The 25,053-nt window shown below is 60.5% G+C and carries 23 protein-coding genes; 4 read left to right on the forward strand and 19 right to left on the reverse strand.

The genetic code is table 11. The features are described from left to right. Positions 1–124 precede the first annotated feature (124 nt). Complete coding sequence (locus DM813_RS03875) at positions 125–1,354, forward strand: nucleoside recognition domain-containing protein (protein WP_128322106.1); 1,230 nt, start codon at positions 125–127, stop codon at positions 1,352–1,354. On the opposite strand, the gene DM813_RS03880 is transcribed toward DM813_RS03875, so the two are convergent. The 9 genes from DM813_RS03880 to DM813_RS03920 form a co-directional block, all read right to left on the reverse strand. After that, positions 1,336–1,968 carry an ABC-type transport auxiliary lipoprotein family protein gene (locus tag DM813_RS03880; RefSeq protein ID WP_128322107.1) on the reverse strand — a complete coding sequence of 211 codons (633 nt, stop codon included), beginning with the start codon at positions 1,966–1,968 and terminating at the stop codon, positions 1,336–1,338. The genes DM813_RS03875 and DM813_RS03880 overlap by 19 nt on opposite strands. Further along, entirely contained in the window at positions 1,965–2,903 is a 939-nt protein-coding gene (locus tag DM813_RS03885; protein WP_128322108.1) for an MlaD family protein, read from the reverse strand. The genes DM813_RS03880 and DM813_RS03885 overlap by 4 nt, the downstream gene beginning before the upstream one ends. A gap of 1 nt (position 2,904) precedes the next feature. Then, the gene (locus tag DM813_RS03890; RefSeq protein WP_431311908.1) at positions 2,905–3,675 is read right to left on the reverse strand and encodes an ABC transporter ATP-binding protein; all 771 of its coding nucleotides are present in this window, start codon (positions 3,673–3,675) and stop codon (positions 2,905–2,907) included. 38 nt (positions 3,676–3,713) lie between these two features. After that, a complete protein-coding gene (locus tag DM813_RS03895) occupies positions 3,714–4,856 on the reverse strand; it encodes an ABC transporter permease (protein WP_128322109.1) in 1,143 nt (380 codons plus the stop codon). 38 nt (positions 4,857–4,894) lie between these two features. Next, positions 4,895–5,914 (reverse strand): DUF5924 family protein, encoded by a 1,020-nt coding sequence (locus DM813_RS03900; RefSeq protein ID WP_128322110.1) that lies wholly within the window; start codon positions 5,912–5,914, stop codon positions 4,895–4,897. A gap of 65 nt (positions 5,915–5,979) precedes the next feature. Beyond that, positions 5,980–7,356, reverse strand: coding sequence for a M16 family metallopeptidase (locus DM813_RS03905; RefSeq protein ID WP_128322111.1), 1,377 nt, complete (start codon positions 7,354–7,356; stop codon positions 5,980–5,982). Positions 7,357–7,392: 36 nt separating this feature from the next. Continuing rightward, positions 7,393–9,051 carry a Na/Pi cotransporter family protein gene (locus tag DM813_RS03910; protein ID WP_128322112.1) on the reverse strand — a complete coding sequence of 553 codons (1,659 nt, stop codon included), beginning with the start codon at positions 9,049–9,051 and terminating at the stop codon, positions 7,393–7,395. 219 nt (positions 9,052–9,270) lie between these two features. After that, positions 9,271–10,044, reverse strand: coding sequence for a TerC family protein (locus DM813_RS03915; protein ID WP_128322113.1), 774 nt, complete (start codon positions 10,042–10,044; stop codon positions 9,271–9,273). A gap of 73 nt (positions 10,045–10,117) precedes the next feature. After that, complete coding sequence (locus tag DM813_RS03920) at positions 10,118–11,425, reverse strand: CitMHS family transporter (RefSeq protein WP_128322114.1); 1,308 nt, start codon at positions 11,423–11,425, stop codon at positions 10,118–10,120. Between the two features lie 302 nt (positions 11,426–11,727). Here DM813_RS03920 and DM813_RS03925 point away from each other — a divergent pair, with 302 nt between their 5' ends. Next, positions 11,728–12,129, forward strand: coding sequence for a GFA family protein (locus DM813_RS03925; RefSeq protein ID WP_128322115.1), 402 nt, complete (start codon positions 11,728–11,730; stop codon positions 12,127–12,129). A 9-nt stretch (positions 12,130–12,138) separates the two neighbouring features. Here DM813_RS03925 and DM813_RS03930 read toward each other — a convergent pair whose 3' ends face one another. The 10 genes from DM813_RS03930 to gcvA form a co-directional block, all read right to left on the reverse strand. Next, positions 12,139–14,097, reverse strand: coding sequence for a DUF4105 domain-containing protein (locus DM813_RS03930; RefSeq protein ID WP_128322116.1), 1,959 nt, complete (start codon positions 14,095–14,097; stop codon positions 12,139–12,141). Beyond that, positions 14,094–14,414 (reverse strand): DUF2388 domain-containing protein, encoded by a 321-nt coding sequence (locus DM813_RS03935; RefSeq protein ID WP_128322117.1) that lies wholly within the window; start codon positions 14,412–14,414, stop codon positions 14,094–14,096. The genes DM813_RS03930 and DM813_RS03935 overlap by 4 nt, the downstream gene beginning before the upstream one ends. Positions 14,415–14,441: 27 nt before the next feature. Next, on the reverse strand, positions 14,442–14,735 hold the full coding sequence (locus DM813_RS03940) for a DUF2388 domain-containing protein (protein ID WP_128322118.1): 294 nt from the start codon (positions 14,733–14,735) through the stop codon (positions 14,442–14,444). Between the two features lie 121 nt (positions 14,736–14,856). Beyond that, positions 14,857–15,174 (reverse strand): DUF2388 domain-containing protein, encoded by a 318-nt coding sequence (locus tag DM813_RS03945; protein ID WP_128322119.1) that lies wholly within the window; start codon positions 15,172–15,174, stop codon positions 14,857–14,859. 294 nt (positions 15,175–15,468) lie between these two features. Then, the gene (locus DM813_RS03950) at positions 15,469–15,684 is read right to left on the reverse strand and encodes a DUF1127 domain-containing protein (RefSeq protein ID WP_128322120.1); all 216 of its coding nucleotides are present in this window, start codon (positions 15,682–15,684) and stop codon (positions 15,469–15,471) included. Between the two features lie 319 nt (positions 15,685–16,003). Continuing rightward, positions 16,004–17,497 (reverse strand): acetyl-CoA hydrolase/transferase family protein, encoded by a 1,494-nt coding sequence (locus DM813_RS03955; protein ID WP_128322121.1) that lies wholly within the window; start codon positions 17,495–17,497, stop codon positions 16,004–16,006. 177 nt (positions 17,498–17,674) lie between these two features. Continuing rightward, positions 17,675–19,111: an NAD(P)(+) transhydrogenase (Re/Si-specific) subunit beta gene (locus DM813_RS03960; RefSeq protein WP_128322122.1), complete on the reverse strand. Its 1,437-nt coding sequence runs from the start codon at positions 19,109–19,111 to the stop codon at positions 17,675–17,677. Positions 19,112–19,113: 2 nt separating this feature from the next. Continuing rightward, complete coding sequence (locus DM813_RS03965; protein WP_107024308.1) at positions 19,114–19,431, reverse strand: NAD(P) transhydrogenase subunit alpha; 318 nt, start codon at positions 19,429–19,431, stop codon at positions 19,114–19,116. A gap of 11 nt (positions 19,432–19,442) precedes the next feature. After that, positions 19,443–20,564 (reverse strand): Re/Si-specific NAD(P)(+) transhydrogenase subunit alpha, encoded by a 1,122-nt coding sequence (locus DM813_RS03970; RefSeq protein ID WP_128322123.1) that lies wholly within the window; start codon positions 20,562–20,564, stop codon positions 19,443–19,445. A gap of 407 nt (positions 20,565–20,971) precedes the next feature. Beyond that, complete coding sequence (gene gcvA, locus DM813_RS03975) at positions 20,972–21,898, reverse strand: transcriptional regulator GcvA (RefSeq protein ID WP_128322124.1); 927 nt, start codon at positions 21,896–21,898, stop codon at positions 20,972–20,974. Between the two features lie 161 nt (positions 21,899–22,059). Between gcvA and DM813_RS03980 the strand changes: the two genes are divergently transcribed. After that, positions 22,060–23,241 (forward strand): acyl-CoA dehydrogenase, encoded by a 1,182-nt coding sequence (locus DM813_RS03980; RefSeq protein WP_128322125.1) that lies wholly within the window; start codon positions 22,060–22,062, stop codon positions 23,239–23,241. 14 nt (positions 23,242–23,255) lie between these two features. Next, entirely contained in the window at positions 23,256–24,476 is a 1,221-nt protein-coding gene (locus DM813_RS03985; RefSeq protein WP_128322126.1) for a CaiB/BaiF CoA transferase family protein, read from the forward strand. Positions 24,477–25,053 lie beyond the last annotated feature (577 nt).

A 25,053-nucleotide genomic window follows, 5' to 3' on the forward strand; every position in this document is an offset into this window, starting at 1 on the left:
TCCGGCTGAACGAAGAGCCCCGACCTGGTCGGGGCTTTTTCGTTTCTGCAGTCGATTGGCCGCAGCGGTGCATTGCTCGACCGCTACCGCTATCATGCGTCGCAACTGTGTGGGGGAATAACGGATGCTCAACGGCCTTTGGCTTGGTTTCTTCTTGGTCGCGGCCGTCTCCGCGCTGGCGCAATGGCTGGTAGGCGGTAATGCCGGGATTTTTGCCGCAATGGTCGAGAGCATCTTTGCCATGGCCAAGTTGTCGGTCGAGGTGATGGTCCTGCTGTTCGGCACCCTGACCCTGTGGCTGGGCTTTCTGAAGATTGCTGAAAAGGCCGGTATCGTTGACTGGCTAGCGAAAATCCTCGGCCCGCTGTTCGCCCGGCTGATGCCGGAAGTACCGCCCGGCCACCCCGCTCTGGGCCTGATCACCCTGAACTTTGCCGCCAACGGCCTGGGCCTGGACAACGCGGCTACGCCAATTGGCCTCAAGGCCATGCGCTCGCTGCAGGAGCTTAACCCCAGCTCAACGACCGCCAGCAACGCGCAGATCCTGTTTCTGGTGCTCAACGCCTCCTCCCTGACCCTGCTGCCGGTGACCATTTTCATGTACCGTGCACAGCAAGGTGCCATGGACCCGACGCTGGTGTTCCTGCCCATCTTATTGGCAACCAGTGCCTCGACGCTGGTCGGCCTGCTCTCGGTGGCGGTGATGCAACGGTTGCGGCTGTGGGACCCGGTGGTGCTGGCATATCTAATACCCGGCGCCCTGCTGCTGGGGGGCTTCATGGCCTTTCTCGGCACCTTGTCGGCTTCGGCGCTGGCCGGGCTGTCGTCGATCCTGGGCAACCTGACCCTGTTCGGCCTGATCATCCTGTTCCTGGTGATTGGCGCCTTCAAGCGCGTGAAGGTCTATGAAACCTTCGTAGAGGGCGCCAAGGAGGGCTTTGACGTCGCCAAGAGCCTGCTGCCGTATCTGGTGGCCATGCTCTGCGCTGTCGGCGTGCTGCGCGCCTCAGGGGCCCTGGAGCTAAGCCTGGACGGCATCCGTCACGTGGTGGAATGGCTGGGGATGGATACGCGCTTTGTCGAGGGCCTGCCCACGGCGCTGGTCAAGCCGTTTTCGGGCAGTGCGGCACGGGCGATGCTGATCGAAACCATGCAGACACACGGTGTCGACAGCTTCCCGGCCCTGGTGGCGGCAACTATCCAAGGCAGTACTGAAACCACCTTCTATGTCCTGGCGGTGTATTTCGGCGCCGTTGGTATCCAGCGTGCCCGCCACGCAGTGGGTTGCGCCCTGCTCGCCGAGCTGTCCGGGGTGATTGCCGCCATCTGTGTCTGCTACTGGTTCTTTGCCTGACGTTGCGCCTGGTTGGCCTGGGCATAGGTCCAGTCCACCAGTTGCGCCATCAGGCGGTCGCTGGCGACGCCAAAACCGCTGACTACCGCCGGGACCTGGGTATCGCTCAGTGGCTGACGCACTTCAAAGCGCCGGCTGGCGAGGATGCGTTGGTTGCGCCCTTCTACCAGCCGCGCGTCATAGCGGATCACCACCGCCAGGCCATCATTGCTGTACTCGCTCTGGAAGGCCTGTAGTTCGCCTGCCAACTCGTAGTCGGCCTGCAGGTTGCTGTCATCGGCACTCAGGCGCGGCACCCGGCCGTCGCGCTGGAAGGCGTCGAGCAGGCGGTTGCGCACCAGCAACGGGGCCGGATCACTCCAGCGGGCGCCCTTGTAGTTACTGATCAGGTCACCCTGAGGCACGACGGCAATCTTTGGATTGTCGAGGGCGTGGCTGGCCAGGGGCTTGTTCAGCCGTAACGACCAGTCGGCCACAGGGCCCTGTGTTGCCCGGCTGGTTGCAGCCGAAGGCAGGCGATAGACGTCGGAAGGCTCCGCCTTGGGCAGGATCGAGCAGGCACTGGCCAGGCTCAGCGCCACGGCCAGGGCCAGGTAACGGCAAGGACGACTCATGGCTCGAACTCCTTGTTGGTTTCACGGCCAAGCAGGTAGCCGCTGGGGTTGGCTTCCAGACGCTGGGAAATCGCCTTGAGTGCGGTCAGGGTCTGGCGCAGCTCGCGAATCGCCGGCGCCAGCTGGTTCAGGCCCTGTGCGCCGCCGCTCAGTGCTTCGCGATTGTCGTTGAGCAAGCTGTTGAGGGTGGCCGTGCTCTGGGCCAGTGACTGCATCGCCTGTTCGGCGCTGCCGAAGGTCTGCTTGCCCTGGGTGCTGAGCAGGCCATTGGCGTTGCGCACCAGGTCGTTGGTCTGCTTGAGCATGGCGCTGGCCTGGTTGCCCAGTTGCGACAGCTGCTGGATGGCAGTTCGGATGTCGTCGCGCTGATCACTGAATACGGCGGTGGTCTGTTCCAGGTTGGTGAGGGTCTTGCTCAGGTGCGCGGCATTGTCTTCAGAGAACAGTTCGTTGGCGTTGTGCACCAGCACGTTGATGTTGGTCAGCAGGTCGCTGCTGTTGTCGAGCAGACGCGCGATTGGCGAAGGCGAGGCCACTATCACTGGCAGCTTGCCGCTCTTACCCTTGAGCTCGGGGCTTTGCGGGGTGCCGCCGCTGAGCTGGATGAACGAAGTGCCGGTAATACCGGTGAGGGTCAATTTGGCACGCGTGTCTTCTTTTACCGGAGTGTCGGCACTCAGGCGTATGCGTGCCAATACCCGGCGCGGGTCCGCAGGGTCCAGGCGCAGGCTGGTGACGTCACCGACCTTGATCCCGCTGTACTGCACCGAGCTGCCCTTGGACAAACCGGAAACGGCTTCGTTGAACACCACCTCGTAGTCCTTGAAGGTGCTGTCGACGCTGGACTTGGTCAGCCACAGGCCGAACAGCATGGCGCCGACGACCACAATGACCGAGACCAGGCCGATCAGCACGTGATGTGCGCGGGTTTCCATCTCAGTTCTCCTTTGCCGCTGTGGCGGCCTGATACGCCGCGCGGCCACGCGGGCCATGAAAGTAGTCGTGAATCCAGGGGTCGTCGGTGTCTTCGACCTGGGTTATCGGGCCTGCCACCAGCACCTTCTTCTGCGAAAGCACGGCCACCCGGTCGGTAATGGTGTAGAGGGTGTCCAGGTCGTGTGTGATCAGGAATACGCTCAGGCCCAGCGCATCGCGCAGGGTCAGGATCAACTGGTCAAACGCGGCGGCACCGATGGGGTCCAGGCCGGCGGTGGGTTCATCGAGAAAGAGGATGTCCGGGTCCAGGGCCAGGGCCCGAGCGAGCGCGGCGCGCTTGATCATGCCGCCCGACAGCGATGAGGGGTACTTGTCGGCTGCAGAAATCGGCAAGCCAGCCAACGCCAGCTTGACCCCGGCCAGGTGTTCGGCATCGCCGCGCGACAGGCCGGCATGTTCAATCAGGGGCAAGGCGACGTTTTCGGTCACTGTCAGTGACGAAAACAGTGCGCCTTTCTGAAACAGTACGCCAAAGCGCCGCTCGACCTTCGAGCGTTGCTCGTCGTTGAGGGTGACAAGGTCTTCGCCGAAGACCTTCACCTGCCCTTCGTTGGGCCTGCGCAAGCCGATGATGCTGCGCAGTAGTACCGACTTGCCGCTGCCGGAGCCACCAACCACGGCGAGAATCTCTCCGCGGTAAAGGTCCAGGTCCAGTTGCTCGTGCACGCTCTGGGTGCCGAAGCGGTTGCAGATGCCGCGCGCTTCGATCACGGTCTCGCGTGTCGCGGGGGGTGTAGGGATCGTCGGGTTCACCAGCCCATCTCCATGTAGAACAGCGCGGCTATGGCATCGAGGACGATCACCACAAAGATCGACTGGACGACGCTGGAGGTGGTGTGGGCGCCAACCGATTCGGCACTGCCGCTGACCTTGAAACCTTCGAGGCAACCAATGGCAGCGATCAGGAAGGCAAAGAACGGAGCCTTGGCCAGGCCGACGAGGAAATGCTGCACGCCGATATCGCTTTGCAGCAGCGATAGAAACATCGCCGGCGAGATGCCCAGTGACAGCGCACAGACCACTGCGCCACCGACAATGCCGCAGATCATCGCAATGAACGTCAGCAGCGGCAGCGCGATCAGCAGCGCCACGACCCGCGGCACGACCAACAACTCGACAGGGTCCAGCCCCAGGGTACGAATGGCGTCGATCTCTTCGTTGGCCTTCATCGAGCCGATCTGTGCAGTGAAGGCACTGGCGGTGCGCCCCGCCATCAGGATGGCGGTCAGCAGCACACCGAACTCACGCAGGAAGGAAAAAGCGACCAGATCAACGGTGAAAATGCTGGCGCCGAAGCTGGCCAGCACGGTCGCGCCAAGGAAGGCGACGACGGCACCTACCAGAAAGGTCAGCAAGGCGATGATCGGGGCGGCATCCAGGCCGGTCTGTTCGATGTGGGCGACCACCGAGGTGATACGCCAGCGATGCGGTTGGAACAGCCGTAGAAACAAGGTTTGCAGGATCAGGCCGACAAATCCCAGTAATTGCAGTGTGTCTTGCCAGGCGGTATCGACCGCGCAGCCAATGCGGCTGAGCAGCTGGATGAAGACTGACTGTTCCGGTTGCTTCTGGGGGATACAGAAGTCCTGCACCGAGCAATGGACGGTTTGCAGCAGCGCACGGCTGGCTTCTGGCAACTGGCTGCCCTTGATCAACTCGGCCAGCCGTTCGGGGCCCAGGAGTTCCACCAGCAGGGCTGCGCCAGCGGTATCCAGTTGGCCGAGTTGCTCGAGGTCGACCTCGGTGCTGGGGTCGTATTGGCCGACCAAGCCCTCATTGCCACGCTTGAGGCTTGTGTAGTTGGCCAGCGTCCAGTCACCAACAATCCGCAGGCATGCGGGGCTGCTTGTGGTATCCAGGGTTGCGCCGGCTTGTGTAGTCATAGGCTCCATGCAGTCAGACCAACGGTTCGCAGCCCCTGAGCATAGCGTTACTCGGGCTTTGGCGCTTGACCGTCGTCAACCACACGGAAGCGCAGCACGCCAATGACCTGGCCATCTTCGGTCAGCACCCTCACCTGCCAGCGCCCTACCGGGTTGCCAGGAAAGTTCTGCTTGTGGGTCCAGGCGCGGTAGCCTTCCTTGCGCCCGCCATGAATGTCCAGGGCAATCCGGTCGACTTCTTTGCCGTTGAATTGCCAGACGTGGTAAATGCGCTCGTTCAGCCCACGCGGGGCGTTGATTGCGGTAAAGGCATAAAGCCCGGCACGGATTTCACTGGCCTTCAGTTCTGTCAGGCTCTTGCCGGGCGTGCGGTTCTCCACCTGGGTGCTGACCGCCACCTCGGTCATCCACAGCGTGGCTGGCGGCACCCAGGAGCGCAGCATCCAGCCACTGGCGCCCACGGCCAGGGTCACCACGACCAGCATTACCGCCCGGCGCCAGTGATTGATCGGGAAGCTGCTGGCCAGGCTTGGGAACGACAGGACCATGGCGGCTATCAGGGCCAGCTTGAAGCTTTGCGAGGTGGTCAGGTGCAGGATGATGGGTAGCGCGGTGAGCAATGCCGCGAACAGGGTCAGGGTGTGAAGTGCGAGAAACAGCCAGCGGCGAGGGGCCAGCCATTTGTAGTACAGCGGGTCGATGATCGCGATCAGACCGGCTGCAGCGAGCAGGCCGGTAAACACCAGCTGGCCACTGTTCCAGGTGGTGGTGACAAAAAAGAACGGCAGGACGAAGAACAGACTTTCCTGGTGAATCATCTGTGTCGCGTAGCGCAGTAGCGGCTGCGGAATCTCGCGCTTGAACACTTTGGCGAACAACTGGGTGAAGGTATTTTCCAGCATCAGCCAGACCCAGCTGATCAGCATCACGACAGCGATCCAGCTGGCCAGGCTCTCCTGGCGGTCAACCAGGATGAAACTGGCGATACCGGAGATAAAGCCACCGAGGGCAATGACGCCGGGATAGCGCTTGATCAATTCGATCAGGCGCTGAAGGTAAAGAGGCATGAAGGTGTTCGCAGGTCAGGTAAAAACCGCTTAAGGATACTCCGGTTTGAGTCGCCAGGCAGGCGTCAGTGACGGCGCCGCCTGCTCCAGATAAGGCCACCGGCAAGCAATACACCAAACCCTAGCGCCACCCCGCCATACAGTTCGTCGTAACTGATCAGCGGCTGCTCGATCCGCACGTACCCAGGTTCCGTCAGCAACTGCTGCAGCGCCCGGTTGGCATCGTGGAGGCTGACGCGCCGCAGTGCGCGCACCGGGTCTGCAAAACGACCATCGAGGTAGTCGTTCAGCGAACCCCAGTAATAGTCCGCCAACGCCGCGTTGCCCTGGGTGCTCCAGGCCTCGCGATCGATGGTTGCCTGTTTGACCCGGGCAAAGGTGGCGGGGTCCAGGCCGTGTTTGCGCAACTGGTCGAGCATGGCGCCCAGCACCTGCTCGGCCTCCTTGACATCGGCGCGATCGAGGTCGGCGTCGAGGCTCATCATACCGGTATCGCCGAAGCTTTCCCGTTGGCTGGAGGGGCCGTAGGACAGCCCGTGCTTGAGCCGCAGCTCTTCGTACAGAGCCCAGTCCAGGTAGCGTTGCAGCAGATCGAAGGTCTGCCCGTGATCGTTGTCGAGTACCGGCTCCAGGAACAACCAGTGCAAACGGGCGCTGTCGCCCAGCCAGCCGCGGACCAGTTCACGGCGCAATTCGGCTTTGCCGGTGATTCCGTCCAGCGCCCGGCGTTCGCCAGGCTCGGCTGGGGGAAGCTCGCCATAGGAGCGTTCCAGGTAGGCCGGCAACAGACGGTCCAGGCCACCGACGACGATCAGGCTCATGTTGTTGGCGGCGTACCAGTGCTGGCGCAGGTCGTTGACCTGCTCCAGGGTCATGTCGGCCACGGATGAGCGTTCCGGGCACTTCAGGCCCAGCTCGATAGCCAGCTGATCGCTGGCACGGTGGCCAATGTCCTGGCGATCCAGCCAGCGTTGCAGGCGGGAATAATGACCGCCGTCTTCGCGCTCGAGGATCTTCTTCGACAGCGCCAGGGCCTTTTCGTCGAAGCGGGTGTCTTTGATCACCGTCAGCAGCAGGTCCAGCACTTTGCGCTGATTGCGCGCGGGTGCCTCGATGACAAAGGTGGTATCGGCACTGCTGGTGTAGGCGTTCCATTCACCGCCCAACGCCTGCATGCGTTTTTCCAGCCCGCCTTCACCGCCTTCGTCGATGCCACTGAACAGCAGGTGTTCCAGCAAGTGAGGCAACTCTTGCTGCTCGCAAGGAAAGTCATCGAAGCCGACGCCGACCACCAGGCGAATCGACACATGGTTGCGTTCATAGCCTGACTTGAGCAGCACCTGCAGGCCGTTGGGCAGCAGGTAGCCTTCGACCTGCGAACGGTCGAGGGCAAAGCCGGGCATCGCGCCCAGCAGCAGGCACAGGAACATCAGGCAACGCATGTCGAGCTTCCTTGCGGGAGTTCTGGGTGGCAACAGTCAGGGTGAATGGGCATCGTCCGGGACACTGTCGAGCAACAGACCGCCCGTATCGGCGCTACCCAACACTACATAGGCACTGCTGCAAAACAAGGAGTTCAATCGTTTCATATCGGCAATCAGCTCCAGGTGCAAGGCGCTGGTTTCGATACTTTGTACCACTTTACGTTGCAACCGACTGACATGGGCATGGGCAAGGCGCCGCTCCTGGGCGCGAAAGCGTCGTTTTTCCCGCAACAGCTGCCGGGCACTTTCCGGGTCGGCACTAAGGAATACCGACAGGCCCAAGCGCAGGTTGGACAGCAATTGGCTTTGCAGCCCGGTCAGTTCCTCAAGGCCCACGTCGGAGAACTCCCGGCGTTGTGAGGTCTTTTGCTGCTGTACCTTGCGCAGCATGCGCTCGATGAGGTCGGCCGCCAGCTTGAGGTTGATCGCCAGCTCAATGATCTCCGCCCAGCGTTTGCTGTCCTGCGCGCTGAGGTCCTCGCGGGGCATCTGTGCCAGGTACAGTTTGATCGCGTTGTTAAGGGCCTCGACGTCCTCACCCAGGCTGCGCATCTGCTGGGTCATCGCCGTCTGCTTACCCTTCAGAACGTCCTGCATGGCATCGAGCATGGTGTCGATCAGGTCGCCCATGCGCAGTGTTTCGCGCACTGCGTTGGCCAGGGCCAGGCTCGGCGTGCCCAGTGCCGCCGGGTCCAGATGACGGGGGCGGGCCCGGCCATTGGTTTCTGCCCGTTCAGGCAGTAGCCAGGCGCACAGGCGCGACATCGGCGTGACGGTTGGCAGCATGATCAGGCAGCGCAGGCTGTTGTAGAGCAGGTGAAAGCCGATCACCAGCTCCTGGGGGCTGAAGCTCAGGCTGTCCATCCAGCTCACCAGCGGCTTGAGCACCGGAATGATCAGGATCAGGCCGATCAGCTTGTACATCAGGCTGCCCAAGGCTACCTGGCGGCCCGCCGCGTTCTGCATGCTGGTGCTGAGAAACGCCAGCAGACCGCTACCGATGTTGGCACCGATGACCAGGCCAATGGCCACTGGAAGGCTGATCAGCCCGGCACCGGCCAGGGTCGCAGTCAGCAGCACGGCGGCGAGGCTCGAATAGGAAATCAGCGCAAACAGCGCACCCACCAGGGCATCAAGGAGGATGTCGCCGGTAAGCGAGGCGAACAGCACTCGCACACCCTGGGCATGGGTGATCGGCGCGGCCGCTTCGACAATCAGTTGCAAGGCCAGGATGATCAGACCCAAACCGATCCCGACGCGGCCCAATTGCCCGGCACGGGTCTGCTTGCGCGACAGGAAGAAGATCACGCCGAGGAAGATCAGCAGCGGCGACAGCCACGACAGGTCGAATGTCAGTACCCGCGCCATCAGCGCCGTACCGACATCGGCGCCGAGCATGATTGCCAGGGCCGGGGTCAGCGACATCAGGCCCTGACCGACAAAGGACGTCACCAGCATGGCGGTGGCGTTGCTGCTCTGTACCAGGGCGGTCACCAGAATGCCGGCGACAAACGCCAGCGGCCGCTTGGACATGTTCTGGCTCAGCACACGCCGTAGGTTGGAGCCGTACACGCGCAGGATGCCGGTACGCACAATGTGCGTCCCCCAGATCAGCAGTGCCACAGCGGAGAGCAGATTGAGCAGGGTCAGCATTGGTCGGGCCCCCTGTTGGCGTGCCCCAGTGGGGGCAAATGGATAAAGCGGTGAGCCTGGCCTGGTGACAGGCGGTTTTTCCCAGTGCTCACTTAAGCTGTAGTCGGCCCAAGGCCTGGGCGCCAGCATGGCATAGGCAATGTGGCCTTTGAAACAAAACCGTCATGAACGCCCATGAAAAAAGGCCCCGCAGGGCCCTTTTTTGTTGCCAAACCAGGTTTATTGACCCGGAATGTCCTTGCGAAGTTTCACCGGCTCGGTTTGCTCCTGGTTTTTCTTCCGGGCCATGGCCGTGCGCATCTTGATGTTGATGGCTTCGACCGCCAGGGAGAACGCCATGGCGAAGTAGACGTAGCCCTTCGGCACGTGCACATCAAAGGCTTCGGCGATCAGCACGGTACCGACCACGATCAGAAATGACAGGGCGAGCATTTTCAGCGACGGGTGCTTGTCGATGAAGTTACTGATGGCACCGGCGCACAGCATCATCACCAGCACGGCGACAACGATGGCTGCAATCATCACCGGCACGTGAGAAACCATGCCGACGGCGGTGATCACCGAGTCCAGGGAGAACACGATGTCGATAATCGCGATCTGAATGATGGTGTAGAAGAACTTGCCGCCTTTGCCGGTCGGCTCATCGGGCGATTCATCTTCGCCTTCCAGTCCGTGGTAGATCTCCTGCGAGCTTTTCCACAGCAGGAACAGGCCACCGAAGAACAGGATCAGGTCACGTCCGGAAATGCCATGCTCGAACACCACGAACAGGTCGGTGGTCAGGCGCATGACCCAGGTGATCGACAGCAGCAGCAAAATGCGGGTGACCATGGCCAGGGCCAGGCCGAAGATCCGGGTGCGTGGCTGCATGTGCTTGGGCATGCGGCTGACCAGGATCGAGATCATGATGATGTTGTCGATGCCGAGAACGATCTCAAGTGCAGTCAGTGTGAAAAAGGCAACCCAGATCTCTGGGCTGGTCAGCCATTCCATGTGTATTCCTTCAAGCGATAAATGCAGGGCGCCCGGGCAAGGAGCACCGCTGCGGTTGGATGAATCTGTAGCCTTATAGGCTGCTGAACAGCGGGAAAATTCCCATGAGCAGCGCGGCGAACATTATGCACAGGCAGACCAGCACTGCCCACTTCAGGGTAAAGCGCTGATGATCGCCGAACTCGATGCCGGCCAGGGCAACCAACAGGTAAGTAGAGGGTACCAGTGGGCTGAGCAGGTGAACCGGCTGGCCGACGATCGACGCACGGGCCATTTCCACCGGCGAGATGCCATAGTGGCTGGCGGCTTCTGCAAGCACAGGCAGAACCCCGTAGTAGAAGGCGTCGTTGGACATGAAGAAGGTGAACGGCATGCTTACGATCGCGGTGATCACCGCCAGGTAAGGGCCCAGCGCGTCAGGAATCACCGCCAGCAGGCTCTTGGACATGGCCTCGACCATGCCGGTACCCGAGAGGATGCCGGTGAAGATACCGGCGGCGAAGATCAGGCCGACAACGGCCAGCACGCTACCGGAGTGGGCCGCCACACGGTCTTTTTGCTGCTGCAGGCATGGGTAGTTGGCAATCATGGCGATACTGAAGGCCACCATGAACAGCACGGGCAATGGCAGCAGGCCAAGGATCAGGGTCACCATCAGCGCTGCGGTCAGTGCGCCGTTGAACCAGATCATCTTCGGGCGACGGGCGTCAGGAAACTGCGAAACGCTGATTTCACTGTGATCGATTTCGTCGCCTGGCAGGTGCAGCTCGCCCAGACGGGCACGCTCGCGCTTGCCGTACATATAGGCAATGGCAAGGATTGCCACCACGCCGGCAAGCATCGCCGGGATCATCGGTACGAAAATATCTGAAGGGTCGACATGCAAGGCGCTGGCGGCACGTGCGGTCGGGCCGCCCCATGGGGTCATGTTCATCACACCGCCGGCGAGGATGATCAGGCCGGCCATGATCCGTGGGCTCATGCCCAGGCGGCTGTAGAGCGGCAGCATTGCCGCCACGCAGATCATGTAGGTGGTGGCACCGTCGCCGTCCAGCGAAACGATCAGGGCCAGTGCGGCCGTGCCGACCGAGACTTTCAGCGGGTCACCTTTGACCAGCTTGAGAATCTTGCGCACCGCCGGGTCGAACAGCCCTGAGTCGATCATCAGGCCGAAATACAGGATGGCGAACATCAGCATCACCCCGGTGGGGGCCAGTTTAGTGATGCCTTGCAGCATCATCGGGCCGATGTCGCCCGAGAAGCCGCCAAACAGGGCAAACAGGATCGGTACCAGAATCAGGGCGATCAAGGCCGACAGGCGCTTGGTCATGATCAGGTACATGAAAGTAAGGACCATGGCAAAGCCGAGGAAGGTCAGCATGGGAGTACTCCAGGCGTTTCGCGTCGAAAGAGGAACGAGTCGGGCGGGATCAGCGCGTGAGGCGCGGCGCAGGGAGTAACGGCGGGCGTGCAGCAAGAAGGCGGGCGTAGAAGGACATCAGTATCACCATTGTTGTTGTTAATTGGGCCGGGCGAGTCGGGTGCCCTGGCTGACCGGTCTGTGCCGGTGGTGATCGCAATCCTAAGGCGGGAAGCTTTCAGCCAGCTTTCGCTGGCTCAAAGGCGACGAGAGGTGCATTGTTGAGTATCAATCAACTGCATTGACGGGAAGCGGAGGAAACGATGCGCGAGACGTATGAAGGTGGATGTCATTGCGGCGCCCTGCGCTATCGGGTTCAAGGGCCGCTGGCAGACGTCGCTCATTGTCACTGTTCGGTGTGCCGCCGGGTCAGTGGCGGGCTGCTGGTGACCTGGGCCACCCTGCCCTGCACCGACTTTCAGTGGCTCAGCGGTACGCCGCAATGCTACGACTCTTCACCGAGTTGTGTACGGTACTTCTGCAGCCGCTGTGGTGCCCACCTGGCATTGAGCACCGACCTGAGTCCGGAAACCATCGACATCACCGTTACCTCCCTGGATGAGCCAGAGCGGGTAGTGCCGAAAAAACACATCTGGACCAGCAACCGTCTACCCTGGCTGCACCTGGATGAGCATCTCCCCGGTGAGGCCGAAGAAACGCTCTAGGTCATGGGCTCAGGGCAGTTGCAAGCCGCCGGCGGCCTTGTGCAGGGCACGCAGATGCTCGCCAACCTGCTTGATGTTGGCTTCGACGGCTGCGATTTCGGCTGCCCGTTCCGGGCCAAGCAGTGCGCGCACTTCCTTGTCCAGTTCGGCGGTAAGCGTCTGAAGTTGCTTCTGCCGCAGGTTGGTCTCTTGACGTAACAGCGCTTGCTCACTGGCCTGTGGCAGTCCGTAGCCACTGGTTCCCAACAGTTCTGCCGGTCGGCTGAGAAAGCCGCTATTGGCGAGAATCTGCTGCAGGGTGCCGTTGGCCTTGGCGACGCTGGCGTCGTTCGCTTCACGACCGCTCAGGTAGCGTTGCTTGACCTCTTCCTGCGCCAGCAGCAGTTGCTGGCGCAAACTGGCCTGCTCCAGCAGCAACAGGGCAGCACTGGTACGCAGGTCAGCCTTCTCGAACCATGGTTGACGCTGCCTGGCAGATTGCTCCAGCCAGGCTTCGACTGTGTCCTGAGGCACCGGCAGTTGCTGTTTTAGCACCAGGAACATGGCCTGGTAGCGGTCACGGTAGGAGTCGAAGCGATAACCCAGGCGCAGCGCCTCATGAGGATCATCAAGGACGCTGGTGTCGGCCAGGCCGCGCCCTTGCAGCACCTCGAGCAAACCATTGGGCATGATGTTGTCCAGGTCTGTCAGGCGCGGGTTGGCAGTGCCGCTGCGCAGCAGCTTGAGGGTTTCCACTGCACAGTTGTTGGACAGGAAGTAGTAGTTGCCGTCATAACTCCAGTGCATCTCGGCGGCTTGGCGTACCAGGTTTTCCAGCTCGGTGCGATCAAGCTTGAGCGGGATGGAGGCGAGGCTACGCAGCTCGGTCTTGGTGTACTCGTCGATAACCTGCCCCAGGGGCAGGACAAACAGCCGCGATGGGTAGGCGCCGGTCAGGCCGCCCCAGCTCGATAGCTGCACATCGTTGACGAAGGCCCGATACGACAACACGAGGTGCTGGTCGAGATCGAGTCGGCAGTCAGGACCGCGTGGCCGCCCCGGGGCGCAGATCACCAGGCGCAGCATGCTGTGCCCCCAGCGACTGACCAGGTTCTGGTTTGCCTCGGCCAACAGATAGTCCACGGAGTAGACCCGTTCAGGGTCGATCTCTCCCAATGGGGCTTTCTCGAAGTCGTTGCCGGCATTGAGAAAAGGCAGCTGCTGCGGGCAGGCCGGGTGCTCCGGAGCCCAGTCGAAATGTGCTTTCAGGTAGCTGTGAAGCGCTGGCCGCCGGCAGGCGAAGCCAGGGTCAAGGAGGAAGTACTCCATGTTGACTGCGATGAATTCCTTGGGGCTGCTCAGCTCGTAGCTGTCAGGGCTGCGCGCGACTTGGCGGTTGTACTGCTCGCGCTCCCCTCGCCTGCCCACATACTGCGGCCATCCGGCCAGGTCGAGCAGGCGCGGGTCATCGCTGAGGGTGAAGCGCCGTTCGGTTTGCCCACGGCATGGCTCGGGCAGGCCGACCTTGCCCTGGCTGTTCAGTTGCCGCGTGCAGCGACTGATCAACTGGCGTTCGGCACCCTGCCACAGGCGGGCGCGATCATAGATATGGGTCAGCTCGTGCAGTACGGTAGCCAACAGCTCCTGGCGCACGGTGCCGTGGGGGCGCCCCGTCTTGCGGGTGGCAGCGCTGCCATCGACAAGGCCAGGCAGAAGCCGGCTATTGAGCGTCAGGGTTGATACCAGCGAGGCCTGTCCATAGGCATCTTCAGGCATGTTTGCGCTCCAGCTGACCTGGACGCGACGGTCCAGGCGCGCCTTTAAACTGGGCGGCAGTGCCTGCATGGCTTCATCGAGCAATGCCTGGCTGGCACGTTGTTGCGCGGGCCCAAGCCCGTCGGTTTGCAACTGCAGCTGCAAATCGGCCAGCGCTGGGCCTGCCAGTAGCGTCAGCAGGCCACCGAGCAGCCAGGCGCGCAGGTTTCTCACAGAGCGAGAATGGCTTCAGCCAGGTCTTGATCGCTGGCCTGGCGCGCCTCGGGTACACGCTGGCGCAGCGTGTCGAAGGCGGCTTCCAGCTGTGCACCACGGATTTCACCGCGGCTGGCGACGTAGCTGGCGGCATCGTCACGGGCCTCACGCACGACCTTGGAGTCACGGATCGAGGTGGTGGTATCGGACGTGAAGTCGATTGAACGGCCAAACGCGCGCACGATGATGTTGCTGGTGGCCACCAGGGTTTGTGCCTGGGCCACATCGGCCAGCAACAGAAAGCCAAGAGTGGCGGCAATCAGCGGGTTACGCATGGAACATCTCCGGAAAAGCAGGGGTAATCATTGGACGAGAATTGCCTGTGCCAGTTCAAGGTCGCCGACATGAAGTTTGGGGTAGTCCTGGCGTAACCGATTCAAGGCAGCCTGCAGTTGAGCACCACGTACCGCACCGTCGCTCGCGACAAACATGGCCGCGTCATCCTGGGCATGCAGTATCAATTTGCGATCGAAGGGTGCCGAGGACACCTTGCTGGTGACGTAGCCACTGACGACCAGGTTGTTGGTAGTCAGGTCAAACGCCTGGGCGGTACTGCTCCAGCAGCATACAAGCAACAGCAATGACAGATAGCGCATGGGTCTCGCAAGGCCGGTGAAACTGGCCGCAAAGGCTATCCCAATGCGCCGGCAAGGACCAGCACAGGGGGCCCGGCTTCATTGCATGTTGTTACATGGCTGAAGCCGGTGTCAGACGACCTTAGAGCGCCAGGATAGCCTGGGCCAGTTGGGCGTCGCTCGCCTGCAGGGTTGGGGCCTGCTGACGAATGTGGGCGAATGCGCTTTCGAGTTTTACGCCGCGGATATCACCGTGGCTGGCCACGAAGCTGGCAGCATCGTCACGGGCGGCGCGCACGATCTTGTCGTCCTTGAACGACGAAGACACATCGGAGGTGGCGTCGGTGGAAGCGGCAACACCGCGTACCACGGTGTCAGTTGTTACGACGAAGCTGGTTGCATTGGCAGTGGAAGCCACGGCCAGCACCAGCGCGGCGCCAAACAAGCGTGAACGGAACATGGTCGATCTCCTGATTAAGCGGGTTCGTTTGTGTCAGACGCACGCTCAGCTGGTTGCGCTACTTTTCACCAAGCTGGGTGCTTTAAGGTTATCACGCCAAAAGCGACTGCGAGGTAAGACAGTGTCGCAGGCGAAAGTATCAACTGTACCTATGAAAAATAACTATTTGTAAACTGTACCTGTTCTGCGTGCGGCCGCTCTATTATGCGGCTTCAGAACGACAAAACCCGTCAGCAGTCACCTGTGACGGGTTTCGGGAATTCAAGGTGTCGGCAAGCGCCGACCAGCCTTGCATCAACGCCAGAACGGCTTGCTCAGTTCTTCGTAACGCTGTGCTTCGCTGATACCTGCATCGGCCAGCAGGCGGGAATCCAGGCGAGCCAGCTGGTGGCGGCTGGCGATGCGGCGTTGCCACAGCATCAGGTTGGCCAGCAGGCGCAGCGGCAGTGCAGCCTTGGATTGTTGGGCGGTGTTTTCGAAAACCAGATCGGAACTGAGGGTACGTTCCATGATGTCATCCTTCCGCTTGTGGCGGCATTAGGTAGTGATTTAACTGATGCCAATGATCCTCCTCTGTCGTCCAGAACAGTAGATACAGTTCATCTACATTGTGATGGGCCAGTTAACTGTTTTAGAGCACTGTTGCACTCAAAATAGACGTAACTGTACTGGTTCGCACTAGTGTGGTGCGTTTTTGAGTGAGAGGGAGATCGGGGGTCGGAGAATCGAGGCTAAAACACCGGTACAGTAGAACAGTTTTTTGCTGATTGTGGGTGGCAACTGTTTTCAGCCGGTGAGCATTGCACCCAACCGGCTGAAACAGTGAGGCTTAGCTGGCCAGCATGCGCCCGGTTTCTTCCAGGTTTTCATGCCATGCCAGCGCTTCGCGCAGGATGTGCGGGGTATGACCACCACGCTCGCAGGCGCGGGTGAAGTAGTCGTTGAGCGCTTCGCGATAATCCGGATGCACGCAGTTGTCGATGATCACCCGGGCACGTTCGCGAGGCGCCAGGCCACGCAGGTCGGCCAGGCCTTGTTCGGTGACGAGGATGTCGACGTCATGCTCGGTATGGTCGACATGACTGACCATTGGCACCACGCTGGAGATCGCACCGCCCTTGGCAATGGATTTGGTGACGAAGATGGCCAGGTGCGCGTTGCGGGCGAAATCGCCGGAGCCGCCGATACCGTTCATCATCCGCGTGCCGCAGACGTGGGTGGAGTTGACGTTGCCATACAGGTCGAACTCAAGGGCGGTGTTGATGCCGATGATACCTAGGCGACGGACCACTTCCGGATGGTTGGAGATTTCCTGTGGGCGCAGGACCAGCTTGTCCTTGTAGCGCTCCAGGTTGCCGAACACGTCCGCGTTGCGACGGGTCGACAGGGTAATCGAGCTGCCCGAGGCGAAGCTCAGCTTGCCGGCATCGATCAGGTCAAACGTCGAGTCCTGCAGTACTTCGGAGTACATGGTCAGGTCTTCGAATGGCGAGTCGATCAGGCCGCACATCACCGCGTTGGCAATGCTGCCGATACCGGCTTGCAGCGGGCCGAGCTTGTTGGTCATGCGACCGGCGTCGACTTCTTGCTTCAAGAAGTTGATCAGGTGATTGGCGATGCCCTGGGTTTCATCATCCGGTGGCAGCACGGTAGAGGGCGAATCCGGTTGCTCGGTGATGACGATACCAACGATTTTCGCCGGGTCGATCGGGATCGCGGTGCTGCCGATGCGGTCATCGACTTTTACCAGCGGGATCGGCGTGCGGGTCGGCCGGTAGGTCGGAATGTAGATGTCGTGCAGGCCTTCCAGGTTGGCGTTGTGGGCCATGTTGATCTCGACGATCACCTGTTTGGCGAAAATGGCGAAGCTGGCCGAGTTGCCTACCGAGGTAGTCGGCACGATGTGGCCTTGCTCGGTGATGGCGACGGCTTCAATTACAGCGATATCTGGCAGTTTCAGTTGCTGGTTGCGCAACTGTTCCACGGTTTCCGACAGGTGCTGGTCGATGAACATGACCTTGCCATCGTTGATGGCCTTGCGCAGGGTACTGTCGACCTGGAAAGGCATGCGGCGCGCCAGAACACCGGCCTCGGTCAGTTGTTTGTCCAGGTCGTTACCCAGACTGGCACCGGTCATCAGGCTGATTTGCAGCGGCGATTGCTTGGCGCGTTCGGCCAGTGCATGCGGCACGGCCTTGGCTTCGCCGGCGCGGGTAAAGCCGCTCATGCCGACGGTCATGCCGTCCTCGATCAGGCCAGCGGCTTCAGCCGCACTCATTACCTTGCTGTGCAGGGAGGACAAGCGGATACGATCACGGTACATGGATTGTTATCTCAGGCTACTAAAGCTAGATGCGCAGTCTAGTGATTTAGCAGCCCGGCGTCCCGCGACCAAGGTCGAATGCGAAGCCATGAAATAGAGCCTTCTGTCGGCGGGCCGGGCACTAAAAAGCCCCAGCCGGTACCGCGCTGGGGCTAATTGTCACAGGCATTCAAAGGCTTAGTCGACAGCTTTGACCATGTCTTCAATAACCTTCTTGGCGTCGCCGAACACCATCATGGTTTTGTCCAGATAGAACAGTTCGTTATCAAGGCCGGCGTAACCACTGGCCATCGAGCGCTTGTTGACGATGATGGTCTTGGCTTTGAAGGCCTCAAGGATCGGCATGCCGGCGATAGGCGACTTCGGATCGTTCTTGGCGGCCGGGTTGACCACGTCGTTGGCACCCAGCACCAGCACCACGTCGGCCTGGCCAAACTCGGAGTTGATGTCTTCCATCTCGAACACCTGGTCGTACGGCACTTCGGCTTCCGCCAGCAGTACGTTCATGTGCCCTGGCATACGGCCTGCCACCGGGTGGATCGCATACTTCACGGTCACACCATTGTGGGTCAGCTTCTCGGTCAATTCCTTGAGCGCGTGCTGGGCACGGGCTACCGCCAGGCCATAGCCTGGAACGATGATCACGGTGTCGGCGTTGCTCAGCAGGAAGGTGGCATCGTCGGCCGAACCGGATTTCACCGGGCGGGCCTCCTGCGCACCGGCTGGGCCGCCGGCGTCGGTTGCGCCACCGAAGCCACCGAGGATCACGTTGAAGAACGAACGGTTCATCGCCTTGCACATGATGTACGAGAGGATCGCACCGGACGAACCGACCAGGGAGCCGGCAATGATCAGCATCGAGTTGTTCAGCGAGAAGCCGATACCCGCAGCTGCCCAACCCGAGTAGCTGTTGAGCATCGACACCACCACCGGCATGTCGGCACCACCAATCGGGATGATGATCAGCACGCCCATGACGAACGCCAGGATCAGCATCAGTGCGAAGGCGCTGTAGCTACCGGTGAAGGTGAACACCAGGCCCAGACCGATGGTTGCCAGGCCCAGCACCAGATTCAACTGATGCTGGCCGCTGAACTGCACAGGCGCGCCCTGGAACAGGCGGAACTTGTACTTGCCAGAGAGCTTGCCGAAGGCAATGACCGAACCGGAGAAGGTGATTGCACCAATCGCAGCACCGAGGAACAGTTCCAGACGGTTACCCGTCGGGATCGGGTCGCTGATACTGGAGACGATGCCCAGCGACTGTGGCTCGATGACGGCAGCAATGGCGATGAACACCGCAGCCAGGCCGATCATGCTGTGCATGAACGCCACCAGCTCTGGCATCTTGGTCATTTCAACGCGCTTGGCCATGATCGAACCGGCGGTGCCGCCGATCAGCAGGCCGACGATCACATAGCCGATACCGGCAGTGGCCAGTTCAGCTCCGAGCTTGTAGATCAGGCCGATAGTGGTGATGACCGCCAGTGCCATGCCCAGCATGCCGAAGAAGTTGCCGCGGCGTGAGGTGGTCGGGTGCGACAGGCCCTTGAGCGCCTGGATGAAGCATATCGAGGCGACAAGGTAGAGAAGTGTTACCAGGTTCATGCTCATGTTTACTGCTTCCCCTCAGCCTTTGCGGCTTTCTTCTTGAACATCTCCAGCATGCGCCGGGTGACCAGAAAACCACCGAATACGTTGACCGCTGCCAGGGCCACCGCGAGGGTGCCCATGATCTTGCCCAGCGGGGTCACGGTCAGCGCGGCAGCCAGCATGGCGCCGACGATGACGATGGCGGAAATGGCGTTGGTAACCGCCATCAGGGGGGTATGCAGTGCAGGGGTGACGTTCCACACCACGTGATAACCGACATAGATCGCCAGCACGAAGATGATCAGGTTATAGACGCCGTGAGAGATCAGCATGTCTTCCATTGTCTGGCTCCTTATCCGTTCTTGCGGATGATCTGGCCGTCGCGGCACATCAGGCACGCGGCGACGATATCGTCTTCGAGGTTGATCACCAGCTGACTGTCTTTGTCGAACAGCAGCTTCATGAAGTCGAGCAGGTTACGCGCATACAGCGCCGAGGCATCCGCGCCGACCTGCGCCGGCAGGTTGGTCGGGCCGACGATGGTCACGCCGTTCTCGATCACTACCTGGTCGGCAACGGTCAATGGGCAGTTGCCACCCTGAGCGGCGGCAAGGTCAATGACCACCGAACCTGGCTTCATTTGCGCAACGGTCTCGGCGCTGAGCAGCGTCGGTGCCTTACGGCCGGGGATCAGCGCTGTGGTGATGACGATGTCGGCCTGTTTCGCACGTTCGTGCACCGCCTGAGCCTGGCGCTGCATCCAGCTGGCCGGCATCGGCCGGGCGTAACCGCCGACCCCTACCGCGCACTCACGCTCTTCTTCAGTCTCGTACGGCACATCGATGAACTTGGCGCCCAGCGACTCGATCTGCTCCTTCACCGCCGGACGCACGTCCGAGGCTTCAATGACGGCGCCCAGGCGCTTGGCCGTGGCGATCGCCTGAAGCCCGGCCACACCGGCGCCGAGAATCAGTACGCGAGCGGCTTTCACGGTACCGGCGGCGGTCATCAGCATCGGCATGAAGCGCGGATAGTGATGCGCTGCCAGCAGCACCGCCTTGTAACCGGCAATGTTGGCCTGCGACGACAGGACATCGAGACTCTGCGCCCGTGAAGTGCGGGGGGCAGCCTCAAGCGCGAAAGCGGTTATGCCGCGTTCGGCCATCTTGGCGATGATGTCGTTATTGAACGGATTGAGCATGCCCACCAGTACGGTGCCGCTCTTGATCTGGGTCAGTTCGCTATCGTCAGGTGCCACAACTTTAAGAACAAGTTGCGCACCAAACGCATCGGCAGCGCTGCCAATAGTGGCGCCTGCTGCTTCATAGGCACTGTCCGGAACGCTGGCGTTAATGCCGGCGCCGCTCTGAACGGTGACCTGATGCCCTTGGCCAATCAATTTCTTGATGGTTTCGGGGGTTGCAGCAACCCGTGTTTCGCCCGTCTGCGTTTCGAGAGGAACACCAATGTGCACGTCAAATCTCCTGCGTGATCTTTTTTTGGAAAACCAGCGCACTACGGATGGTGCGTCTGGGGCGGCCGATCAGCACGATCCCGCCGAATTCAGGCGGGGCGCGGCATTTTGCAGGTGATTCTCGAATCGCTTCAACCAGTTTTGAAGGGTGACGCCAAGTAAACTACAAGTCACCCTGTGACCGAATGTCGCAAGAATAGGCTGCGGGCCCGTCAACGACGGGCTTTAGGGAGATTACGATGATTTTTTAAATAAATCCGTCGAAATCGCTGATTGCCCGAAACAAAACGCGATTTATACGGTGAAACCCGCATGGCCAGAAGGGTTAAGGGCTGTTGGAGGGGCTGTTATAACAGTTGTATCAATTGCGACATTTCCGTACATCTGTAGGGTTCCATTTTATTTGACTACGGAGTCAGGTTATAGCTGTCATCCTTGTGTGCCGCGGCGTAGCGGTGAGCTTCGGCCACCAGCCAATCGCGAAAAGCACGCAGCGAAGCGGATTCAACCTTGCGCTCAGGGATCATCAAGTAATACGCCTTGATGCTCGACAGCGCATGCCGGTTGGCCACAACCAGGCGCCCTTCAGCCAGTTCGCGCTGGATAAGGAAGGGTGGAATCAGCGCCACGCCCATCTCGTGCATGGCTGCCTGCGCCAGCATCGAGAATAGCTCATAGCGTGGCCCCGTCATGTCGCGTGCAACATTCATCTCCAGGCTGTTGAACCACTGGCGCCAGGCATAGGGACGTGTGGTCTGCTGCAGTAAAGGCAGCTGCGCGATCTGCTGAGCGTCCAGGCGCCCTGCTCCCCCCAGCAATCTCGGGCTGCATACCGGGACGGGGTTCTCGCCCATCAGCCGATGCGAGTGGGTGCCGGGCCAATCGGCGTCACCGAAGTAAATGGCCGCATCGAAGCTTGTATCGGCAAACAGGAACGGCCGGGTGCGGTTGGTTAGGTTGACGGTCACTTCCGGGTGGCGTTGCTGAAAGTCTTTAAGCCTGGGCAGTAGCCATTGAGTGCCGAAGGTCGGCACCACGGCCAATTCGATGACGCTGGCGCCCTGCTGGCCCATCACCGACAAGGTGTCGCGCTCCACTGCATCGAGTTGCGTAGCCACCCGGCGGCTGTACGAAAGCCCTGCTTCGGTCAGCTTTACGCCTCGTCGTGAACGGCGAAACAGTTCTACGTTAAGAAACTCCTCCAGCCCGGCGATTTGCCGACATACGGCGCCCTGGGTCAGCGACAGCTCCTGAGAGGCCTTGGTAAAGCTCTCGTGGCGGGCAGCGGCCTCGAAGCAGACAAGGGCCGTTGTGCTGGGGATTTTTCGGCGCATGTACGTCAACCTCACTAATAAGGCCTGAAGATGGCCGTTGCAGTCATTACGAAGTGAGAAATTATCACAAGACTATGCGTATTCCTCGTTTGTCTCGCGTGCTGAACAGGCCTAGGATCAATGGCACAGCAACTCTGCTCCCATCATTCGAGGATTCACTCATGGCCGGTAAAGCAAGCTTCAACTGGATCGACCCGCTGTTGCTCGACCAACAGCTCACTGAAGAAGAGCGCATGGTGCGTGACAGCGCTTATCAGTTCGCCCAGGACAAGCTGGCCCCGCGCGTGCTGGAGGCCTTCCGTCATGAGCAGACCGACCCGGCTATCTTCCGCGAGATGGGTGAAGTGGGCCTGCTTGGCGCCACCATTCCTGAGCAATACGGCGGCAGTGGCCTGAACTACGTGTGCTACGGCCTGATTGCCCGTGAGGTCGAGCGTGTCGACTCTGGCTACCGTTCGATGATGAGTGTGCAGTCCTCTCTGGTAATGGTGCCCATCAACGAATTCGGTAACGAAGCCACCAAGCAGAAGTACTTGCCCAAGCTGGCCAGCGGCGAGTGGATCGGTTGCTTCGGCCTGACCGAGCCCGATCACGGTTCTGACCCGGGTTCGATGATCACCCGGGCCAAGAAGGTCGAAGGTGGCTATCGCCTGACCGGCAACAAGATGTGGATCACCAACAGCCCGATTGCCGATGTGTTTGTGGTCTGGGCCAAGGATGATGCCGGCGATATCCGCGGGTTCGTGTTGGAGAAAGGCTGGCAGGGTCTGAGTGCCCCGGCTATTCACGGCAAGGTTGGCCTGCGCGCCTCGATCACTGGTGAAATCGTCATGGACAATGTGTTCGTGCCGGAAGAAAACATGTTCCCTGAAGTGCGTGGCTTGAAAGGTCCGTTCACTTGCCTGAACTCGGCTCGCTACGGCATCTCCTGGGGTGCACTGGGCGCTGCGGAAGCTTGCTGGCACACTGCCCGCCAATACACCCTGGATCGTAAGCAGTTCGGTCGTCCTCTGGCAGCCAACCAGCTGATCCAGAAGAAGCTGGCCGACATGCAGACCGAGATCACCTTGGCCCTGCAAGGCTGCCTGCGCCTTGGTCGCATGAAGGATGAAGGCACGGCCGCCGTCGAAATCACCTCGATCATGAAGCGCAACTCGTGCGGCAAGGCGCTGGACATTGCCCGTATGGCGCGCGACATGCTCGGCGGCAATGGCATCTCCGACGAATTCGGCGTCGCCCGTCACCTGGTTAACCTGGAAGTGGTCAATACCTACGAAGGTACCCATGACGTTCATGCCCTGATCCTCGGGCGTGCACAAACCGGCATCCAGTCCTTCTACTAATAAGGAGCCAGCCCATGGGCGCGCTATCTCATCTGCGGGTGCTGGACCTGTCGCGTGTACTGGCCGGGCCGTGGTCCGGTCAGATCCTCGCTGACCTCGGAGCCGAAGTGATCAAGGTCGAGCGCCCGGGAACCGGTGATGACACGCGCGCCTGGGGGCCACCCTTCCTCAAGGACGCCTACGGCGAGAACACCAGCGAGGCGGCTTACTACCTGTCGGCCAACCGCAACAAGCGCTCGGTGACCATCGACTTCACCCAGCCCGAGGGGCAACGCCTGGTGCGGGAGCTGGCAGCGAAGTCCGATGTGGTTATCGAGAACTTCAAGGTGGGTGGCCTGGCGGCTTACGGCCTGGACTACGAGAGCTTGAAGGCGCTCAACCCGCGGCTGGTCTACTGCTCGATCACCGGCTTCGGCCAGACCGGGCCGTACGCCAAGCGTGCCGGCTATGACTTCATGATCCAGGGGCTGGGCGGGCTGATGAGCCTGACCGGACGTCCTGAAGGTGAAGACGGTGCCGGTCCGGTAAAGGTCGGTGTAGCGCTGACAGATATCCTCACTGGTCTGTATTCGACCGTGGCGATCCTGGCCGCCCTCGCCCACCGCGACCATGGCGGTGGTGGTCAGCACATTGATATGGCATTGCTGGATGTGCAGGTGGCATGCCTGGCCAACCAGGCCATGAACTACCTGACCACAGGTACGCCACCGCGGCGCCTGGGCAATGCGCATCCCAACATTGTGCCGTACCAGGATTTCCCTACGGCCGACGGTGACTTCATCCTTACCGTTGGGAACGACGGGCAGTTCCGCAAGTTTGCTGAAGTGGCCGGGCAACCGCAGTGGGCAGATGATCCGCGCTTCGCTACTAATAAGCAGCGGGTCGCCAACCGTGCGGAGCTGATTCCGCTGATTCGTCAGGCTACGGTGTTCAAGACTACTGCCGAGTGGGTGGCACAGCTGGAGACGGCAGGTGTGCCCTGTGGGCCGATCAACGATCTGGCGCAGATGTTTGCCGACCCTCAGGTCAAGGCGCGCGGGTTGGCCATCGAGATTCCGCATCCGCTGGCCGGGCACGTACCGCAGGTGGCAAGCCCTATCCGGCTTTCCGAAACGCCTGTGGAGTACCGTAATGCGCCACCGCTGCTGGGTGAACATACCCAGCAGGTACTGGGCGAGGTACTTGGCCTGGCGGCAGCAGAGATCGAGCGGCTGCAGCTGGCCAAGGTGGTCTGAAGTAACAGGCTATATAGCGGGCGCGCCGCGCCCGCTTTGCTTATATATAGCTAAAACACCCCTTCTGAAACAAATATGAAATAAGTCCTTGACGCCCCTGCAGATCTCTCTATAATTCGCCCCACTTCCGGCGCAGTCGGAACGGAAAACTCCTTGACATTCAACGAGTTAGATGTTCCAGGTAGTACCGGAGGGGCTTCGATCGAAAGATCGACAGCGGTGAAAAAGGTGGTTGACAGCGGATTGAAACGCTGTAGAATTCGCCTCCCGCTGACGAGAGATCGCAGCGAGTTAAGCGGTTGAAGTTGAAAGAGAAATTCTGAAAAACTTCAAAATAAACGCTTGACAGACACTGAGGAAAGCGTAGAATGCGCGCCTCGGTTGAAGCGAAAGACTTCAACCACCGCTCTTTAACAATCGAATCAAGCAATTCGTGTGGGTGCTTGTGATTCAGACTGATAGTCAGAAAGATTATCAGCATCACAAGTGACTGCACGAGAAGTCGAAAGACTTCGAATTAGTCATTTGAGATTGCTGAGCCAAGTTTAGGGTTTTCTCAAAACCCAAGCAGTATTGA

This window comes from Pseudomonas alkylphenolica, from assembly GCF_004025535.1.
Lineage (GTDB): Bacteria > Pseudomonadota > Gammaproteobacteria > Pseudomonadales > Pseudomonadaceae > Aquipseudomonas > Aquipseudomonas alkylphenolica_A.

What these genes read in the sequence shown, in the direction of transcription:
- DM813_RS03940 (WP_128322118.1), bottom strand. Translation starts at nt 14,735, where the DNA reads ATGCGCTATCTGTCATTGCTGTTGCTTGTATGCTGCTGGAGCAGTACC.
- DM813_RS03980 (WP_128322125.1), top strand. Translation starts at nt 22,060, where the DNA reads ATGGCCGGTAAAGCAAGCTTCAACTGGATCGACCCGCTGTTGCTCGAC.
- DM813_RS03880 (WP_128322107.1), bottom strand. Translation starts at nt 1,968, where the DNA reads ATGAGTCGTCCTTGCCGTTACCTGGCCCTGGCCGTGGCGCTGAGCCTG.
- DM813_RS03935 (WP_128322117.1), bottom strand. Translation starts at nt 14,414, where the DNA reads ATGCGTAACCCGCTGATTGCCGCCACTCTTGGCTTTCTGTTGCTGGCC.
- DM813_RS03885 (WP_128322108.1), bottom strand. Translation starts at nt 2,903, where the DNA reads ATGGAAACCCGCGCACATCACGTGCTGATCGGCCTGGTCTCGGTCATT.
- gcvA (WP_128322124.1), bottom strand. Translation starts at nt 21,898, where the DNA reads ATGCGCCGAAAAATCCCCAGCACAACGGCCCTTGTCTGCTTCGAGGCC.
- DM813_RS03925 (WP_128322115.1), top strand. Translation starts at nt 11,728, where the DNA reads ATGCGCGAGACGTATGAAGGTGGATGTCATTGCGGCGCCCTGCGCTAT.
- DM813_RS03920 (WP_128322114.1), bottom strand. Translation starts at nt 11,425, where the DNA reads ATGCTGACCTTCCTCGGCTTTGCCATGGTCCTTACTTTCATGTACCTG.
- DM813_RS03905 (WP_128322111.1), bottom strand. Translation starts at nt 7,356, where the DNA reads ATGCGTTGCCTGATGTTCCTGTGCCTGCTGCTGGGCGCGATGCCCGGC.
- DM813_RS03875 (WP_128322106.1), top strand. Translation starts at nt 125, where the DNA reads ATGCTCAACGGCCTTTGGCTTGGTTTCTTCTTGGTCGCGGCCGTCTCC.
- DM813_RS03960 (WP_128322122.1), bottom strand. Translation starts at nt 19,111, where the DNA reads ATGAGCATGAACCTGGTAACACTTCTCTACCTTGTCGCCTCGATATGC.
- DM813_RS03965 (WP_107024308.1), bottom strand. Translation starts at nt 19,431, where the DNA reads ATGGAAGACATGCTGATCTCTCACGGCGTCTATAACCTGATCATCTTC.
- DM813_RS03985 (WP_128322126.1), top strand. Translation starts at nt 23,256, where the DNA reads ATGGGCGCGCTATCTCATCTGCGGGTGCTGGACCTGTCGCGTGTACTG.
- DM813_RS03945 (WP_128322119.1), bottom strand. Translation starts at nt 15,174, where the DNA reads ATGTTCCGTTCACGCTTGTTTGGCGCCGCGCTGGTGCTGGCCGTGGCT.
- DM813_RS03950 (WP_128322120.1), bottom strand. Translation starts at nt 15,684, where the DNA reads ATGGAACGTACCCTCAGTTCCGATCTGGTTTTCGAAAACACCGCCCAA.
- DM813_RS03895 (WP_128322109.1), bottom strand. Translation starts at nt 4,856, where the DNA reads ATGGAGCCTATGACTACACAAGCCGGCGCAACCCTGGATACCACAAGC.
- DM813_RS03910 (WP_128322112.1), bottom strand. Translation starts at nt 9,051, where the DNA reads ATGCTGACCCTGCTCAATCTGCTCTCCGCTGTGGCACTGCTGATCTGG.
- DM813_RS03900 (WP_128322110.1), bottom strand. Translation starts at nt 5,914, where the DNA reads ATGCCTCTTTACCTTCAGCGCCTGATCGAATTGATCAAGCGCTATCCC.
- DM813_RS03955 (WP_128322121.1), bottom strand. Translation starts at nt 17,497, where the DNA reads ATGTACCGTGATCGTATCCGCTTGTCCTCCCTGCACAGCAAGGTAATG.
- DM813_RS03915 (WP_128322113.1), bottom strand. Translation starts at nt 10,044, where the DNA reads ATGGAATGGCTGACCAGCCCAGAGATCTGGGTTGCCTTTTTCACACTG.